Here is a 14,935-nt window from a genome sequence, read left to right as displayed (position 1 = left end):
GGACCCGCCCGCCCCACGGCGCGGATCCGCCCGGTCCGGTGGCCGCCGCCCGCGGTGGACGGGCGGCCCTGCCGTACTCAGCCGAACTGCTGCTCCAGATCCTTGAGCTTGCGCTCCAGGGAGTCGAGCCGGGGCAGCGTCTGGGTGTCGTCCTCCGCCGTCAGGTCCACGGTGACCGGCTCAGGGCCACGTGTACCGACCGCCTGGAGCGAGGGCCGGGTACGTACCGGCAGCTGCGGCGGCTCGGGTATGGCGGGCTCCACGACGGAACCCGCCGACTCCACCATCGCGCCCCCCGCCGCCTGTCCCGGCTGGCCGCCCGCCGGCCCCAGGGCCGGCAGCTGGGCCGGTCGGGAGGAGCGTCCGAGCCCCCAGGACCGGTGCTGGCGGTTGTACGCCTTGATCCTGGCGCGCTCCAGCTTCTCCTGGTCCCGGCGCCGCATCCGGTTCTGCTGCTTCTCCCTGCGGTCCTCGCGCACCTCGTCCACGGCCTCGTCCAGCGAGCGCACCCCTTCCAGCAGCATCAGCGACCAGGCGGCGAAGGTCTCCCGCGGAGCCCTCAGCCAGCGGACGATGCGGATCTGCGGCAGCGGCCGGGGCACCAGGCCCTGCTCGCGCAGCGCCGCACGGCGGGTCTGCTTGAGCGCCCGGTCGAACAGCACGGCCGCGGACAGCGACATGCCCGCGAAGAACTGCGGGGCGCCCGCGTGCCCGATGCCCCGCGGCGCGTGGACCCAGTTGAACCAGGCGGCGGCCCCGGCGAAGGTCCACACCAGCAGCCTGGAGCCGAGGGCGGCGTCGCCGTGGCTGGCCTCGCGCACGGCGAGCACGGAGCAGAACATGGCGGCGCCGTCCAGTCCGAAGGGCACCAGGTACTCCCAGCCGCCGGAGAGGTTGAGGTTCTGCCGCCCGAACCCCACCAGCCCGTGGAAGGAGAGGGCCGCGGCCACGGCGGCGCAGCAGAAGAGGAGCACGTAGGACGCGGTGCCGTAGACGGCCTCCTTGCGCCGCCGGCGCTCCTCGCTGCGTTCCCAGGTGTCCTCGGCCGCCTTGTCGGTGTCGCCGCCGCGCTTGCCGCGCGTGAGCACCGCGACCGCCGCAAGGACCCCGAGGAGCATCACGCCGCCGGGCAGCAGCCAGTCCAGCGATATGTCGGTCAGTCTCATGCGGTGTCCCTTGCATCGCGGTAGGCGTTCCGGCGCACATAGTGGCCGACCGCGAAGGGGCCCCAGGGGGTTTCGGGGCAAGTGAACGCCAATGAGGCGGATCACGGCACGGATAGGTGCGATCCGGTCGAACGGGTACGCAGGATGATCGGGATGTGTTCGAGATCGACTCGCTCGAACGAGGGACCTGGGCGGTGGGTGTCCGAGTGGGTTCTCAGGCCGACCGCAGCAGGCGCTCCACCCGGTCCTCGTCGCAGGTGCGCGGGCAGGTCACGCAGGTGTCCTCCGGGCGCAGGGTGTAGAACAGGCAGCAGCTCGCCCGGTCCCGTGTGGGCAGCGACCCGCCGCCCGGAGCGGCCAGGCGGCGGAACCCCGCGGTGCCCACATAGGGCCGGGTGGTGCCGGGCAGCAGGAGTTCCAGCTCCGCCATGGCCCGCTCCTCCTCCCCGAGGAGGTGGGCGACGTACCACAGGCCCTCGACGATCTCGTCCGTCGCCATGCCCCACAGGGCCCTGCTGCCGCGGCGCATCCGGGGGCGGAAGCCGTCGAGCACCGGGCCGAGGTGCTCGGCGACGGCCGCCCGCACCTCACCGCGCAGCGCCTCCTCGTCCGCCACGACCCGCGCACCGGGCAGCGCGGCGGCCGGGTCGCCCGGAAGGCAGGCGAAGCCCCCGACCCGCACCGCCATCTCGCCGGCACCCCGGTGGTACGCCACGGCGCCGACGGGCAGCCGGGGCACCCGCTGGAGCAGGAACCAGGGCACGGTGACCAGCAGGCAGGCGGGCCAGGCGTAGCGGTGCAGACCGAAGCTCGCGGTCACGTCGGGCCGGGCCCGCTGCCCGTAGTCGCGCAGGACCTGGGCGTCGTCCCAGGCGAGGAACGCCTCCAGTGCCGGGCCGCCCGCGGCGAGGTCCGCCGCGGCCACCCAGTCCGGCCCCGAGGGCGCCGGGTCGGCGGCCGCCAGCTCCGTGACCCGTAGGCCCCCGAAGACCTCGGTCAGGCGTGTGTAGGCCGCCCCGACGGGGGAGGACAGGCCGGAGAGCAGTGCGGGAACGGTCATGCCGGGGCCACCGAATCGCGATCGTCAGCAGGTTAGGCTTACCTTACCCGATCATCGTGGTGTTTGACCTGCCGCCCTGCCCGCCTATCGTGCTCACCGGGCACCGCGCACACCGGCGGTGCCGCTCCGGCCGGAGGAGGTTCCCATGGAGCAGGCGCGCATGCGCGCCGCCGAGGCGCGGCCGTGCGTCCCGGCCGCCCGCGTCCCCGTCCGGGCCCCTCTGGCACCCGCCGGGCCACCGGCCGCCCCCGCGCCGAACGCCGCCCCTGCCCCCGCGCCGAGCGCCGGGCCACCGGCCGCTCCCGCGCCGAGCACCGCCCCCTCCCCGGCGCAGGGCGTCGGCGGCCGTCGCCCCGCGCCCGGCGTACCGGGCGCGGGCCCGGGCGGTGGCAGCGCGTCCCCGGCGCCCGGTCCGGTTCCCCGGACGGTGCGCCGCCACTCCGTGCGCGGGCAGGTGCTGGAGGCGCTGCGCTCCGCGCTCGCCGGCGGCCAGCTGGAACCCGGGCGCGTCTACTCCGCCCCCGCCCTCGGCGCGCGCTTCGGCGTCTCGGCCACCCCGGTGCGGGAGGCCATGCAGCAGCTCGCCTCCGAGGGCGCCGTGGACGTGGTCCCCAACCGCGGCTTCCGCGTCTGCGTGCGCTCCGCCGCCGAACTGGCCGAACTCGCCGAGGTGCGGGCGCTGATCGAGGTGCCCGTGGTCCTCCGCCTCGCGAGGACCGTGCCCGCCGGGCGGTGGGAGCAACTGCGTCCGCTCGCCGAGGCGACGGCCGCGGCCGCGGCAGCCGGGGACCGCGCCGCCTACGCCGAGGCGGACCTCGCCTTCCACCGCGCCCTCCTCTCCCTCGCGGGCAACCGGCGGCTGCTCGCGCTCGCCGAGGAACTGCACCGCAGCTCCCGGTGGCCGCCGCCCGCCCCCGGCGCCGCGGCGCCGGACCGGGCCGCCCTCGCCGCGGACGCGGCCGAGCACACGGCCCTGCTGGAGGCGCTGATCGCGCAGGACCTCGACGTCGTCCGCTCGCTGGTCCGCGGGCACATCTCCGGCTCGGACGCCTGACGGGAGGATCGGTGCGCGGCACGGTCTGGGCGGTGGCCAACCAGCTCGGTGTGGTGGCCACGACGCCCGCGGAACTCCAGTCCGCCCTGCTCTCCGGACCGCCGCGCGGCCCGGTGCGCCTCGCCCCGCTCGGGCACGACCCCGAGAAGCTCGGCGAACTCGCCCGGATACTGGGCGAGTTCGGGCACGGGCGGATCCTCCTCGAACCCTCCGGGGAACAGGCGCCCGGTCCGGAGCCCGCCCCGCCCCCGCCACCGGACCCCCACCCGGGCGACCCGGCTGCCCTCTGTGCGGCGGACCCCTTGAAGGTGACGGCGGCCTTCGAGGCGGACGAGGACGACCGCGGCGGGCTGCGCACCGCCTGGCTGCGCGCGGGACAGGCGCTGGTGCGGGAGCAGGCGCCGGCCGACCGTGCGCTGGTCCTGCTCGCCGCCCTTCCCCCGGACGCCCCCGCCGTGCTGCGGGCCGCGCTGGGAGCCCTGGCCGCCGCGGCCGACTGGTCCGTGGCCGACCGCTGGGAGGCTCCCGGGCCCGTGGTGGCGCTCGCCGACTTCGCGGGCCGGCTCCTGGTCGCCGACCGCTCCGGCACCGTGCACGGCCTCGACGAGCGGCGCCCGGTGGCGGTGCCGACCGCCGCCCGGATCCGTGCCCTCGCCGCACTGCCCGACGCCACCCTGCTGATCCTCGACGAGCGCGGGCGGCTGCGGACCCGGGGCCCCGGCAGCGCCCTCACCAGGGCCGTGGCGGCCACGCTGGAGGTCCACCCCGGCACGGCCCTCGCCGTGGGCGGCGGGGCGATAGCGGTGGGGGACCGGACCGGGTCGGTGCACGCCTTCGGCCCGGCCGGGCTGGACCAGGCGGCGCTCCACGCGGGCCGGGTCACGGCGCTCGCCGCGGCGGGGCCGGTGGTGTTCAGCGGTGGCGCCGACGGCGCCGTCCGCCGCTGGCGCCCCGGGCGCTCCGGCCGTGGGGCGGGCGGGGAGGAACTCGCCGAGCGCGGCCACGCCGTGGTGGCCCTCCATGCGGCGGTCACCGGGCGGGGCCCGGCGGTGGCGGTGGCCTGGGCCGACGGCCTGGCCGAGCTGTACGGCCCCGGACCGGGCCCCTGCCCGGGCTTCCGGCCGGGTCCTGCGGTGCGGGCGGTCGCCGCGACCCGGTCCGGCGAGCTCGTGGTGGCCACCGACGAGGCGCTCGTCATGCTCCGCCCGCACTGAGCGGCCGTGTGCTCGGCCCGCACCGGGCGGCCGTGTGCTCGGCCGGCGCCGGGCGGCCGCCCGGAACCGCTCGCACCGGCCCTGCGACCGGAGACCCGCGGCGACCGGAGACCCGCGACGGGCGGAGGCGCGCGACGGGCGGAGGCGCGCGGCGGGCCGCGATCCGGCCCGTCGTGAACGCATCACGTTCGGTCATATCGTGGCCATGGGTGGACTACCCTGGGAGCCCATCCGTTCAGGACGGACGGAGCCGTCGCAGGTGTCAGGGGGTGCCATGGCCGACGAGCAGTCCGACGAACCGCGGGCGTCCTACTCCGACGAGGAGTGGAAGGCCTTCCAGATCGAGAGCGAGGGCCCGGCCCGGCTGCGGGCGCCGAAGGAGCCCTCCGCACGCTCGCGCATCGTCGCCGAGCGCCTGCGCCGCCAGGACGAGGAAGCCGCCCGGCGGAGCCGCGGGCTGCGCCGCCTGAGGCCGCGGCGGCGCCGCCGCGGGGGCCGCGCCGAGCCGGAGGGCTGGCGCGCCTGGAGCGCGCCCGGGCGGGCGCCCGTCCGCCGGGGCGGGGTGTGGGCCTTCATCTGGATCGCCGTCGCCCTCGGCTTCGTCCTGGCCCTGCTGTTCCCGGAGCAGGTCCTGCCCTTCCTCTGACGCCGCCCACCTTCTCCGGCGCCGTCCACCCGGGCGGGTGCCCCGGCCGCTCCGGGCGGCCCGGGCCCCGGGCCGCCCCCGGTCAGGGCGGGGGGTCCAGCCCCGACAGCAGCGAGGCCACGTCCAGCCCCGTCAGCAGATACTGCTCGAAGGCCGGATTGTGCAGCGCCCACGGCGAACGCCGCAGCCGCACGCGGTCGATGGCACTGCCGCCGTCGTGCCCCAGCTCGATCAGGGTCTGCGCCACCACCAGGCCCGAGCGGTTGTAGCCCGAGTAGCAGCGCGCCAGCACCCTGCGTCCGTCGCGCACCGCGTCCGCCGCGACCACGGCCAGGCGGCGCACGGTGTCGATCTCACCGGCGGTCAGCCAGTCGTCCGGGATGGGCGCCACCCGGTGCTCCACACCGCCCGCCGGACCGTGCCCGCTGCGCGTCCAGAGGCTGATCACCAGGTCGAACTCGCGGCCCACCACCACGTCCTGATGCGCCAGTACGCCGTCGGACCACACATGACCGCCCATCCACAGCCCGGTGGTGATCTCGTCCCAGCGGGTCCGGGGCTCCGGTACGTCGCCCTCCCTGCGGCGCGTCCTCACGGTGCGGCGGGCTCCGGGTGCGTCTCCGGGGAAGGCTGGGCGGGGACGGCGGAGAGCCGCCCCGCCAGGGACACCGGCACTCCGCCCAGCAGCCGGAACAGGCGTCGCGCCTCGGCCCGGAGCCGCTCCGCGTCCGGGTCGGGCGTGCAGTCCGCGAGCCCGGCGAGCGCGGGCACCGTGCCCACGAGGTAGCCGAGTTCCTCGCGGATCCGCAGGCACTCGGTGAACCCCGTACGGGCCGCCGCCGCATCCCCCTCCGCCAGGTCGATCCCCGCGAGCTGCTCCCAGGTGAAGGACAGCAGCAGCGGGTCCTCCTGGGCCTCCGCGCCCGCGTGCGCCCGCTGGTAGGCCGCCCTCGCCGCCTGGGGGGCGTCGCCGATGTGCTCGGCGACCAGCCCCCGCCGGAAGTCGAGCAGCGGACGGCGGGGCGAGACCGGCGACAGCAGCGCCGCCGCGCGGCCCAGCGCCGAGCGCGCCTCGTCCGCACGGTCCCGGACACCGAGCCGGGTGGCGGTGTAGGCCAGCCTGCCCCGCTCGCTCGCGGCCCCGCCGCGCTCCTCGTCGTCGCCCGCCACGGCCTCGGCCGTCCGCAGGGCGTCCTCGGCCTCGGCCCAGCCCTCGGAGGTGAACAGGCACCGCTCGACGAGCAGCCCGGCCCGCTCCAGAGCCGCCGCCGGCTCGTCCGCGCGGTCCGTCAGGAGCGCCGCAGCGTCGGTCCAACAGCCGCGCGAGCGCAGCCGCCATACCGCGGTCTGGAGGGGATCGTCACCTGCTGTGGTTCCGGAACCAGACATGGCGGTATGCGCCACTTGCCCTCCCCTAGCACGCCATTGAGCTGTCGAGTCAGGAGGGAATCTCAGCACGGATCCGCGCACCGGGCCAAGGGGTCGAGTGAATTGGTTCACAATCTTTCGGCGGACGACCGGATCGCGGTGGGAACGGTCGCCGGGGGTGCCGGAACCCCCACCGCCCCCGTGGTTGAGCGGGGCCGGCCTCCCGGCCGCGCCCCCAGGGACCCCTCCCCACCGGCCCGTTCGTCGTCAATCCGGCGGTATCCGTCTCGACCCCCACGGGTGAGGGCGCCGGGCGGCCGGGCGGGTGAGGCGCCGCACCGCCCCCTGCCGGAGGCGCCCCGCCGGCGGTCGGGGCGACGCCCGCGGGCGGGCTCCCCGCCCGGACGCGGACGCCGCCTACGCCGGAATGCGCAGCAGGCGGGGCGCGTGCGTCGCCGGCCGTGTGGACGGCTGCGTAGACCGTGCGGTGCGCGCCGACGCACGGCCGGAGGACGGGCCGGTGCCGCCCGGGACCCGGGGCGCCGTGCGGTGTCCGGTCCGCGCCCCCGGGTGCCCTCCGTCCGTACCGGCGCCCTGCGTACGCCGCCCACGCGGACCGCCGTCCGTCCGTACCGGGGTCCGTCCGTACCCGCGTTGGTCCGTACCGGCGTCCGTCCGGGGCCGGGTGCCGGGGCGTCAGGACATCCGCAACGCCAGGAAGAAGTCCAGCTTGTCCTCCAGCCGGGACAGGTCCCGGCCGGTGAGCTGCTCGATGCGCCCCACGCGGTAGCGCAGCGTGTTCACGTGCAGGTGCAGCCGGCCCGCGCAGCGCGTCCAGGAGCCGTCGCAGTCCAGGAACGCCTCCAGGGTGGGGATCAGCTCCGCCCGGTGCCTGCGGTCGTAGTCCCGCAGCGGGTCCAGCAGCCGTGCGGTGAAGGCCCGCCGGACGTCGTCCGGCACGAAGGGCAGCAGCAGCACATGGGAGGCGAGCTCATGGTGGCCCGCCGCGCAGACCCGCCCGGGGCGGGCGGCGGCCACCCGTCGGGCGTGCCGCGCCTCCTCCAGCGCTCCGCGCAGCCCCTCGGCCGAGTGCACGGCCGCGCTGACCCCCAGGGTGAGGCGGCCGTCGTCGGCCAGCCCCGCGGACAGCGGCTCCTGCACGGAGGAGAGCAGTGCGTCGGCGTGCAGGCCCGCGTCCGCGTCCGGTGCCGCACCCCGCCCGCCCTCCCCGTCCGCGCCCGGGGGCCCCAGCGGCGGCAGCGGCACCAGGGCGATCGCCTCGTCGCCCGAGTGGGCGACGGCGATCCGGTCCGCGGAGTCGGCCCCCGTCACCGCGGGGTCCACCAGCACCTCCTCCAGCAGGGACTGGGCGACCGGGCCGGGCTCGGAGTCCGCCTGCGGACCTCCCCAGTCGACCCGTGCGACCACGACCTGCCAGTGCGGCGCCGTGCCGAGGCCCGGCAGCAGCACCGGCGCGGCCACCCGCAGCCGGGCGGCGATCTCCGCCGGTGCGGCTCCCGTCTGGACCAGCTCCAGCACCTCCTGCGCCAGCCTGCGGCGCACGGTGCGTGCCGCCTCCCGCCGGTCCCGCTCGACCGCGATCAGCTGGGTGACGCCCTGGAGCAGGTCCAGCCGGGCGGCGGGCCAGTCGGCGGCGTCCGCCTCGACGGCCAGCAGCCAGTCCGAGAGCACCTGCTCGCGCACGTCGCGGGCGGCGGGCCCGCCGCTTCGCGCGGCGTTGCGGATCGGGAACAGCGAGTACGTGGTCCCGTCCACGGCCGCCCGGTGGGGGGTGCGCCGACCGGCCCGGACGGCGGCGAGGTGCTCGCCCGCGAGGGCGGCCGCCGTCGGCCGGGCGAGAGCCTCGCCGGGGCCGGCGATCCGGCGGCCGGTGGGGGACAGCACCCAGGCGCGCAGGTCCAGGTCGGAGCCGAGGAGGTCGAGCACCGCGTCGGGGCCGCCGCCCGTGGGGCCGGAGGTCATCAGCCGTCTGTGCCTGTCGACGACGGCGGCGAGGTCCCCTGCCCGCTCCCCGGAGACCTGGCGGACGACATGCTCCGTGATCGTCGCGAACGCAACGGACTCGTTCACCGCGAAGAGCGGCAGCCGATGGCGCGAACACGCCTGGACGAGATCCTCGGGGATGTCCCCGAGCTCCGCCTCGCCCGCCGCCAGCCCCGCCACCTGGGCGCCCGCGAGGATCCGCACGAAGGGCTCGGAGTCCTCGGGGCCTCGCCGCCACGCCAGACCCGTCAGCACGAGCTCCCCGCCGGAGAGGTAGCGGCTCGGGTCCTTGAGGTCGGTGGTCATCACGCCCCGCACCCCGCGGTCCAGCTCCTCCTCGCCGCCGAGCAGGCGCAGCCCCAGCGCATCGGTCTCCAGCAGTGCGCGCAGCCGCATGTCGTCGCCGCCGATCTGTCGTTGGTTGGCCGGTACCAGGCGGAAAGCCGTGGCCACGGTTTCCGGGGGGAAACGGTGAGGTTGCCGGTGTCCGCCTTTCGTTCGAATCTACAAGACGAGGGAGGCGGCCAGCCAACTCCTTCATGGTTTCGGTGACTGCACCCCGCCGGTGGCGGCTTGTGTACTGGACCACATCGCATGAACAGCGCATGAACATCCAGTCGAGGGCCGGCCGTCCCGGGCCCGTTGCGACGGACCCCGATCAGATTCGACCAAGAAGAAGAGAGCCGCTCATGGACTTCCTTCGCCCCGCCAGCTGGGAGGAGGCGCTCGCTGCGAAGGCAGAGCACCCCACGGCTGTCCCCATCGCGGGTGGCACCGATGTGATGGTCGAGATCAACTTCGACCACCGCCGGCCCGAGTACCTCCTGGACCTCAACCGCATCGGCGAACTCACCGAATGGGAGGTCGGCGGCGAGAGCGTCCGGCTGGGTGCCTCCGTCCCCTACACCGCGATCATGGAGAACCTGAGGACCGAGCTTCCGGGCCTGGCCCTCGCCTCGCACACGGTGGCCTCCCCCCAGATCCGCAACCGCGGCGGCGTCGGCGGCAACCTCGGCACCGCCTCCCCGGCCGGCGACGCCCACCCGGCCCTGCTGGCCGCGGGCGCCGAGGTGGAGGCGGAGTCCGTCCGCGGCTCCCGCATGATCCCGATCGACGCCTTCTACACCGGGGTCAAGCGCAACGCCCTCGCCCCCGACGAGCTGATCCGCGCGGTGCACATCAGGAAGGCCGACGGACCGCAGCAGTACTCCAAGGTCGGCACCCGCAACGCCATGGTCATCGCGGTGTGCGCCTTCGGTCTCGCGCTCCACCCCGAGACCCGCACCGTCCGCACCGGCATCGGCTCCGCCGCCCCCACCCCCGTCCGCGCCAAGGAGGCGGAGGACTTCCTGAACGCCGCACTCGACGAGGGCGGCTTCTGGGACAGCGGCAAGATCATCACCCCGTCGGTCGCCAAGCAGTTCGCCGAGCTCGCCTCCGGCGCCTGCAACCCCATCGACGACGTCCGCGGCACCGCCCGGTACCGCCGCCACGCCGTCGGCATCATGGCCCGCCGCACCCTCGGCTGGACCTGGGAGCAGTACCGCGGCACCGCCCGCACGCTGGAAGGAGCTGCATAGCCATGCGCGTCAACTTCACCGTCAACGGACGCCGCCAGGAGGCCGACGACGTCTGGGAGGGCGAGAGCCTGCTGTACGTGCTGCGCGAGCGCCTGGGCCTGCCCGGTTCCAAGAACGCCTGCGAGCAGGGCGAGTGCGGTTCGTGCACCGTGCGCCTCGACGGCGTCCCGGTCTGCTCCTGCCTCGTCGCCGCGGGCCAGGTCGAGGGCCGCGAGGTCGTCACCGTCGAGGGCCTGGCGGACTACGCCAGGCAGCGCGAGGAGGGCTGCGCCTCCGGGGCCTGCGGCGGCGCCCCGGGCGGCACCAGCCTCCAGGACGCCCAGGGCTGGAGCGCCAAGGGCACCGACTCCCACACCGGCGAGGGCACCGAACTGGCCCCGATCCAGCAGGCCTTCATCGACGCCGGGGCCGTCCAGTGCGGCTTCTGCACCCCCGGTCTCCTCGTCGCCGCCGACGAGATGCTGGAGCGCAACCCCTCGCCCACGGACGAGGACATCCGCGAGGCCCTCTCCGGCAACCTCTGCCGCTGCACGGGCTACGAGAAGATCCTGGACGCCGTCCGCCTCGCGGCCGCCCGCCAGGAGCGCCAGGAAGAGGCGGTCTGACGATGACGCAGCACACCCGGGTCGCGTCCACCCCCGCGGGCACCCCCACCGAGGTCACCCAGGGCTCCCGCACCAGGGGCGGCATCGGGGAGTCCACCCTCCGCCCGGACGGCACCCTGAAGGTCACCGGCGAGTTCGCCTACTCCTCGGACATGTGGCACGAGGACATGCTCTGGGGCCAGATCCTGCGCTCCACCGTCGCCCATGCCGAGATCGTCTCCATCGACACCTCCGAGGCACTCGCCCAGGCCGGCGTCTACGCGGTCCTCACCTACGAGGACCTGCCCACCGAGGTGAGGAACTACGGACTGGAGATCCAGGACACCCCCGTCCTCGCCAACGGTGTGGTCCGCCACCACGGCGAGCCGGTCGCCCTGGTGGCCGCCGACCACCCCGAGACGGCCCGCCGCGCCGCCGCGAAGATCAAGGTCGAGTACCGGGAGCTGCCCGTCGTCACCGACGAGGCCTCCGCGGTCGCCGAGGACGCCCCGCTGCTGCACCCGGGCCGTGACGACCACCACGTCGGCCACGTGCCCCACCCCAACATCGTCCACCGCCAGCCGATCGTCCGCGGCGACGCCGACGCGGCCGCCGCGCGCGCCGATGTCGTCGTCTCCGGCGAGTACACCTTCGGCATGCAGGACCAGGCCTTCCTGGGCCCGGAGTCCGGCCTCGCGGTTCCGGCCGAGGACGGCGGCGTCGACCTGTACGTCGCGACCCAGTGGCTCCACTCCGACCTGCGCCAGATCGCCCCCGTCCTCGGCCTGCCCGAGGAGAAGGTCCGCATGACGCTCTCCGGGGTCGGCGGGGCCTTCGGCGGCCGCGAGGACCTGTCCATGCAGATCCACGCCTGCCTGCTCGCGCTGCGCACCGGCAAGCCCGTCAAGATCGTCTACAACCGCTTCGAGTCCTTCTTCGGCCACGTCCACCGCCACCCGGCGAAGCTCTGGTACGAGCACGGCGCGACCAGGGACGGAAAGCTCACCCACATGCGCTGCCGGATCGTGCTGGACGGCGGCGCCTACGCCTCCGCCTCCCCGGCCGTCGTCGGCAACGCCTCCTCCCTCTCCGTCGGCCCCTACGTGGTCGAGGACGTGGACATCGAGGCGATCGCCCTCTACACCAACAACCCGCCCTGCGGCGCCATGCGCGGCTTCGGCGCGGTCCAGGCGTGCTTCGCCTACGAGGCGCAGATGGACAAGCTCGCCGCGGCCCTCGACATGGACCCGGTCGCCCTCCGGCAGCTCAACGCCATGGAGCAGGGCACCCTGCTGCCCACCGGCCAGCCGGTCGACTCGCCCGCGCCCGTCGCCGAGCTGCTCCGCCGCGTCAAGGCCCGCCCGCTGCCGCCCGAGCGCCAGTGGGAGACCACCGAGGGCGCCGACGTCCGCGCGCTGCCCGGCGGCCTGTCCAACACCACCCACGGCGAGGGCGTCGTCCGCGGTGTCGGCTACGCGGTCGGCATCAAGAACGTCGGCTTCTCCGAGGGCTTCGACGACTACTCCACCGCCAGGGTGCGCATCGAGGTCATCGGCGGCGAGCCCGTCGCCGTGGTGCACACCGCGATGGCGGAGGTCGGCCAGGGCGGGATCACCGTCCACGCCCAGATCGCCCGCACCGAACTCGGCGTCACCCAGGTGACCATCCACCCCGCCGACACCCAGGTCGGCTCCGCCGGCTCCACCTCGGCCTCCCGCCAGACCTATGTCACCGGCGGCGCGGTCAGGAACTCCTGCGAGCTGGTCCGCGAGAAGGTCCTGGAGATCGGGCGCCGCAAGTTCGGCTCCTACCACCCGGCCTGGGCCACCGCCGAACTCCTCCTGGAGGGCGGCAAGGTCGTCACCGACGGCGGCGAGGTACTGGCCTCCCTGGCGGACGTGCTGGAGGACGAGGCCGTCGAGATCGAGGCCGAGTGGCGCCACCGTCCCACCGAGGCCTTCGACCTGCGCACCGGCCAGGGCAACGGCCACGTCCAGTACTCCTTCGCCGCCCACCGGGCCGTGGTCGAGGTCGACACCGAACTCGGCCTGGTCAAGGTGATCGAGCTGGCCTGCGCCCAGGACGTGGGCAAGGCCCTCAACCCGCTCTCCGTCATCGGCCAGATCCAGGGCGGCACCACCCAGGGCCTGGGCGTGGCGGTGATGGAGGAGATCATCGTCGACCCCAAGACGGCCAAGGTCAGGAACCCCTCCTTCACGGACTACCTGATCCCCACGATCCTCGACACGCCGACCATCCCGGTCGACGTGCTCGAACTCGCCGACGAGCACGCCCCCTACGGGCTGCGCGGCATCGGCGAGGCCCCCACCCTGTCGTCCACCCCGGCCGTCCTCGCGGCGATCCGGAACGCGACCGGGCTGGAGCTGAACAGGACGCCGGTGCGCCCCGAGCACCTCACCGGAACCTGAGAGGCCCCCGAACCCTCCGGGTGGTGCGCGCAGTGCCCGAGCACAGGCCCCCCTGCCGCCCGCGGCCCCGGCCGCGGGCCGGAGGGCGCCGCCCGCACCACCCGGAGCAGCCGCCCCGCCGCACCGCTCGCGGCCGGACCACCGGCACCCCCACGCAGTACCCGCGGGACCCCGGCAGCGACCGGACCCGCGCCCCCGAGCAGTACCGCAAGACCCCGCAGAGCACGTTCGTCTCGGGCCGTCCCCCGGGTCGTGCAGCCGAAGCACCTTCCCAAATCCCGCCGCCGCCCCTGTGCGGCGGGTGCCCCTGTGAACCTTGGGAGTAGGCATCATGACCCAGCAGTCCACCGAGCCGAGAACCACGGCGGAGGACGCCGGCGCGGGAACGCGCCAGCCCGCCGGAAGATCCTGGCTCGACCGTTACTTCCACATCTCCCGGCGCGGATCCACCGTCGGCCGGGAGGTGCGCGGCGGCATCACCACCTTCATGGCGATGGCGTACATCATCCTGCTCAACCCGGTGATCCTCTCCGTGCCGGACGCCACCGGCGCCACCCTCGACGGCAACCAGCTGACCACCGCCACCGCCTTCGCGGCCGCCGCCACCACGATCATCATGGGCCTCGTCGGCAACGTGCCGCTGGCCCTCGCCGCGGGGCTCAGCGTCTCCGCCGTCATCGCCTTCCAGGTCGCACCCGAGATGACCTGGCAGAACGCGATGGGCATGTGCGTCATCTACGGTCTGGTGATCGTGCTCCTGGTCGTCACCGGCCTCCGCGAGCTGATCATGAACGCCATACCCCTGGCGCTCAAGCACGCCATCACCATGGGCATCGGGCTCTTCGTCTGCCTGATCGGCCTGGTCTCCGCCGGCTTCGTGACCTCCATGCCGGGTCCGGGCGGCGTGGCCGGTGCCAAGCCCATCCAGCTCGGCACCGCGGACATGCTCACCGGCTGGCCGGTGCTCTGCTTCGCGGTGACCGTGCTGCTCATCTTCGTCCTCCAGGTGCGCAGGGTGCCCGGCGCGATCCTCATCGGCATCGTCGGCGGAACCGTCTTCGCCGCGCTGGTCCACCAGTTCGCCGGGCTCGACCGCGACGCCTGGGGCGGTCTCAACGCACCCGAGATCACCGGGTCGGTCGTCAGCGCACCGGACTTCGGCCTCTTCGGCGACGTCTCCTTCAGCGGCATCACCGACGTCGGCGGCATCACCGTCGGCGTGATCGTCTTCACCCTGGTGCTGGCCGGCTTCTTCGACGCCATGGGCACCATCATCGGCATCGGCCAGCAGGCCAACCTGGCCGACGACCAGGGCAGGATGCCCGGGCTGAACCGCGCGCTGGCCGTCGACGGCGCCGGCGGCGTCATCGGCGGTGTGGCCGGCGCCTCGGGGCAGACCGTCTTCATCGAGTCCACCGCGGGAGTCGGCGACGGCGCACGGACGGGCCTGTCCAGCGTGGTGACCGGTCTCGCCTTCACCCTCTGCCTGTTCTTCACCCCGCTGGCCCAGCTCATCCCCTCGCAGGTCGCCGCCGCCGCCCTGGTGGTCATCGGCGCGATGATGATGAGCAACGCCCGGCACATCGACTGGACCGACTCGGCGACCTCGATCCCGGTCTTCCTGACGACCGTGCTCATGCCCTTCACCTACTCCATCACCGCGGGCATCGCGGCCGGTGTGATCGCCCACGTCCTGATCAAGGCGGCCCAGGGCAAGGCCCGCGAGGTCGGCTGGCTGATGTGGGTCCTCACCGCCGTGTTCCTCGCCTACTTCGCCCTCCACCCGATCGAGGGGTGGCTCGGCGTCAAGTAGCCGGCCACCGGCGGACC

Annotated in this window: 12 protein-coding genes; 7 read left to right on the top strand and 5 right to left on the bottom strand. The window is 75.0% G+C overall.

All coding sequences use genetic code 11. The features are described 5' to 3' along the window. Positions 1-77: 77 nt before the first annotated feature. Positions 78-1,166 carry a DUF2637 domain-containing protein gene (locus ACGF15_RS02990; RefSeq protein ID WP_362609839.1) on the bottom strand — a complete coding sequence of 363 codons (1,089 nt, stop codon included), beginning with the start codon at positions 1,164-1,166 and terminating at the stop codon, positions 78-80. A 214-nt stretch (positions 1,167-1,380) separates the two neighbouring features. Further along, on the bottom strand, positions 1,381-2,226 hold the full coding sequence (locus ACGF15_RS02985; RefSeq protein WP_392796691.1) for a (2Fe-2S)-binding protein: 846 nt from the start codon (positions 2,224-2,226) through the stop codon (positions 1,381-1,383). A gap of 145 nt (positions 2,227-2,371) precedes the next feature. On the opposite strand from ACGF15_RS02985, the gene ACGF15_RS02980 reads away from it, so the two are divergent. From ACGF15_RS02980 to ACGF15_RS02970, 3 genes are all read left to right on the top strand, one after another. Further along, the gene (locus ACGF15_RS02980; protein ID WP_392796690.1) at positions 2,372-3,280 is read left to right on the top strand and encodes a GntR family transcriptional regulator; all 909 of its coding nucleotides are present in this window, start codon (positions 2,372-2,374) and stop codon (positions 3,278-3,280) included. Between the two features lie 11 nt (positions 3,281-3,291). Next, positions 3,292-4,494 carry a hypothetical protein gene (locus ACGF15_RS02975; RefSeq protein ID WP_345609195.1) on the top strand — a complete coding sequence of 401 codons (1,203 nt, stop codon included), beginning with the start codon at positions 3,292-3,294 and terminating at the stop codon, positions 4,492-4,494. Between the two features lie 274 nt (positions 4,495-4,768). Beyond that, on the top strand, positions 4,769-5,140 hold the full coding sequence (locus ACGF15_RS02970) for a hypothetical protein (RefSeq protein ID WP_345609193.1): 372 nt from the start codon (positions 4,769-4,771) through the stop codon (positions 5,138-5,140). A gap of 82 nt (positions 5,141-5,222) precedes the next feature. Here ACGF15_RS02970 and ACGF15_RS02965 read toward each other — a convergent pair whose 3' ends face one another. The 3 genes from ACGF15_RS02965 to ACGF15_RS02955 all read right to left on the bottom strand — a co-directional run bounded on the left by ACGF15_RS02965 (position 5,223) and on the right by ACGF15_RS02955 (position 8,908). Further along, complete coding sequence (locus tag ACGF15_RS02965; RefSeq protein ID WP_345609191.1) at positions 5,223-5,735, bottom strand: protein phosphatase; 513 nt, start codon at positions 5,733-5,735, stop codon at positions 5,223-5,225. Next, a complete protein-coding gene (locus ACGF15_RS02960; RefSeq protein WP_345609189.1) occupies positions 5,732-6,529 on the bottom strand; it encodes a hypothetical protein in 798 nt (265 codons plus the stop codon). The genes ACGF15_RS02965 and ACGF15_RS02960 overlap by 4 nt, the downstream gene beginning before the upstream one ends. A 675-nt stretch (positions 6,530-7,204) precedes the next feature. Next, entirely contained in the window at positions 7,205-8,908 is a 1,704-nt protein-coding gene (locus tag ACGF15_RS02955) for a PucR family transcriptional regulator (protein WP_392796887.1), read from the bottom strand. Positions 8,909-9,201: 293 nt separating this feature from the next. On the opposite strand from ACGF15_RS02955, the gene ACGF15_RS02950 reads away from it, so the two are divergent. The 4 genes from ACGF15_RS02950 (at position 9,202) to ACGF15_RS02935 (ending at position 14,918) form a co-directional block, all read left to right on the top strand. Next, a complete protein-coding gene (locus ACGF15_RS02950) occupies positions 9,202-10,092 on the top strand; it encodes a xanthine dehydrogenase family protein subunit M (RefSeq protein ID WP_345609187.1) in 891 nt (296 codons plus the stop codon). A gap of 2 nt (positions 10,093-10,094) precedes the next feature. Next, complete coding sequence (locus tag ACGF15_RS02945; protein WP_345609185.1) at positions 10,095-10,697, top strand: (2Fe-2S)-binding protein; 603 nt, start codon at positions 10,095-10,097, stop codon at positions 10,695-10,697. A gap of 2 nt (positions 10,698-10,699) precedes the next feature. Beyond that, positions 10,700-13,105, top strand: a complete 2,406-nt coding sequence (locus ACGF15_RS02940; RefSeq protein WP_392796689.1) for a xanthine dehydrogenase family protein molybdopterin-binding subunit — start codon at positions 10,700-10,702, stop codon at positions 13,103-13,105. A 331-nt stretch (positions 13,106-13,436) separates the two neighbouring features. After that, on the top strand, positions 13,437-14,918 hold the full coding sequence (locus ACGF15_RS02935; RefSeq protein WP_362609823.1) for an NCS2 family permease: 1,482 nt from the start codon (positions 13,437-13,439) through the stop codon (positions 14,916-14,918). The last annotated feature ends 17 nt before the right edge of the window (positions 14,919-14,935 follow it).

This window comes from Streptomyces sp. NPDC048001 (assembly GCF_043203115.1).
Classification (GTDB): Bacteria; Actinomycetota; Actinomycetes; order Streptomycetales; family Streptomycetaceae; genus Streptomyces; species Streptomyces sanyensis.
This window is presented reverse-complemented; position numbering and strand designations above follow the sequence as displayed.

Excerpts from the sequence above, each read along its gene's own strand:
- ACGF15_RS02935 (WP_362609823.1), top strand. The coding sequence starts at position 13,437 with ATGACCCAGCAGTCCACCGAGCCGAGAACCACGGCGGAGGACGCCGGC.
- ACGF15_RS02980 (WP_392796690.1), top strand. The coding sequence starts at position 2,372 with ATGGAGCAGGCGCGCATGCGCGCCGCCGAGGCGCGGCCGTGCGTCCCG.
- ACGF15_RS02940 (WP_392796689.1), top strand. The coding sequence starts at position 10,700 with ATGACGCAGCACACCCGGGTCGCGTCCACCCCCGCGGGCACCCCCACC.
- ACGF15_RS02990 (WP_362609839.1), bottom strand. The coding sequence starts at position 1,166 with ATGAGACTGACCGACATATCGCTGGACTGGCTGCTGCCCGGCGGCGTG.
- ACGF15_RS02945 (WP_345609185.1), top strand. The coding sequence starts at position 10,095 with ATGCGCGTCAACTTCACCGTCAACGGACGCCGCCAGGAGGCCGACGAC.
- ACGF15_RS02970 (WP_345609193.1), top strand. The coding sequence starts at position 4,769 with ATGGCCGACGAGCAGTCCGACGAACCGCGGGCGTCCTACTCCGACGAG.
- ACGF15_RS02985 (WP_392796691.1), bottom strand. The coding sequence starts at position 2,226 with ATGACCGTTCCCGCACTGCTCTCCGGCCTGTCCTCCCCCGTCGGGGCG.
- ACGF15_RS02950 (WP_345609187.1), top strand. The coding sequence starts at position 9,202 with ATGGACTTCCTTCGCCCCGCCAGCTGGGAGGAGGCGCTCGCTGCGAAG.
- ACGF15_RS02960 (WP_345609189.1), bottom strand. The coding sequence starts at position 6,529 with ATGTCTGGTTCCGGAACCACAGCAGGTGACGATCCCCTCCAGACCGCG.
- ACGF15_RS02955 (WP_392796887.1), bottom strand. The coding sequence starts at position 8,908 with ATGCGGCTGCGCGCACTGCTGGAGACCGATGCGCTGGGGCTGCGCCTG.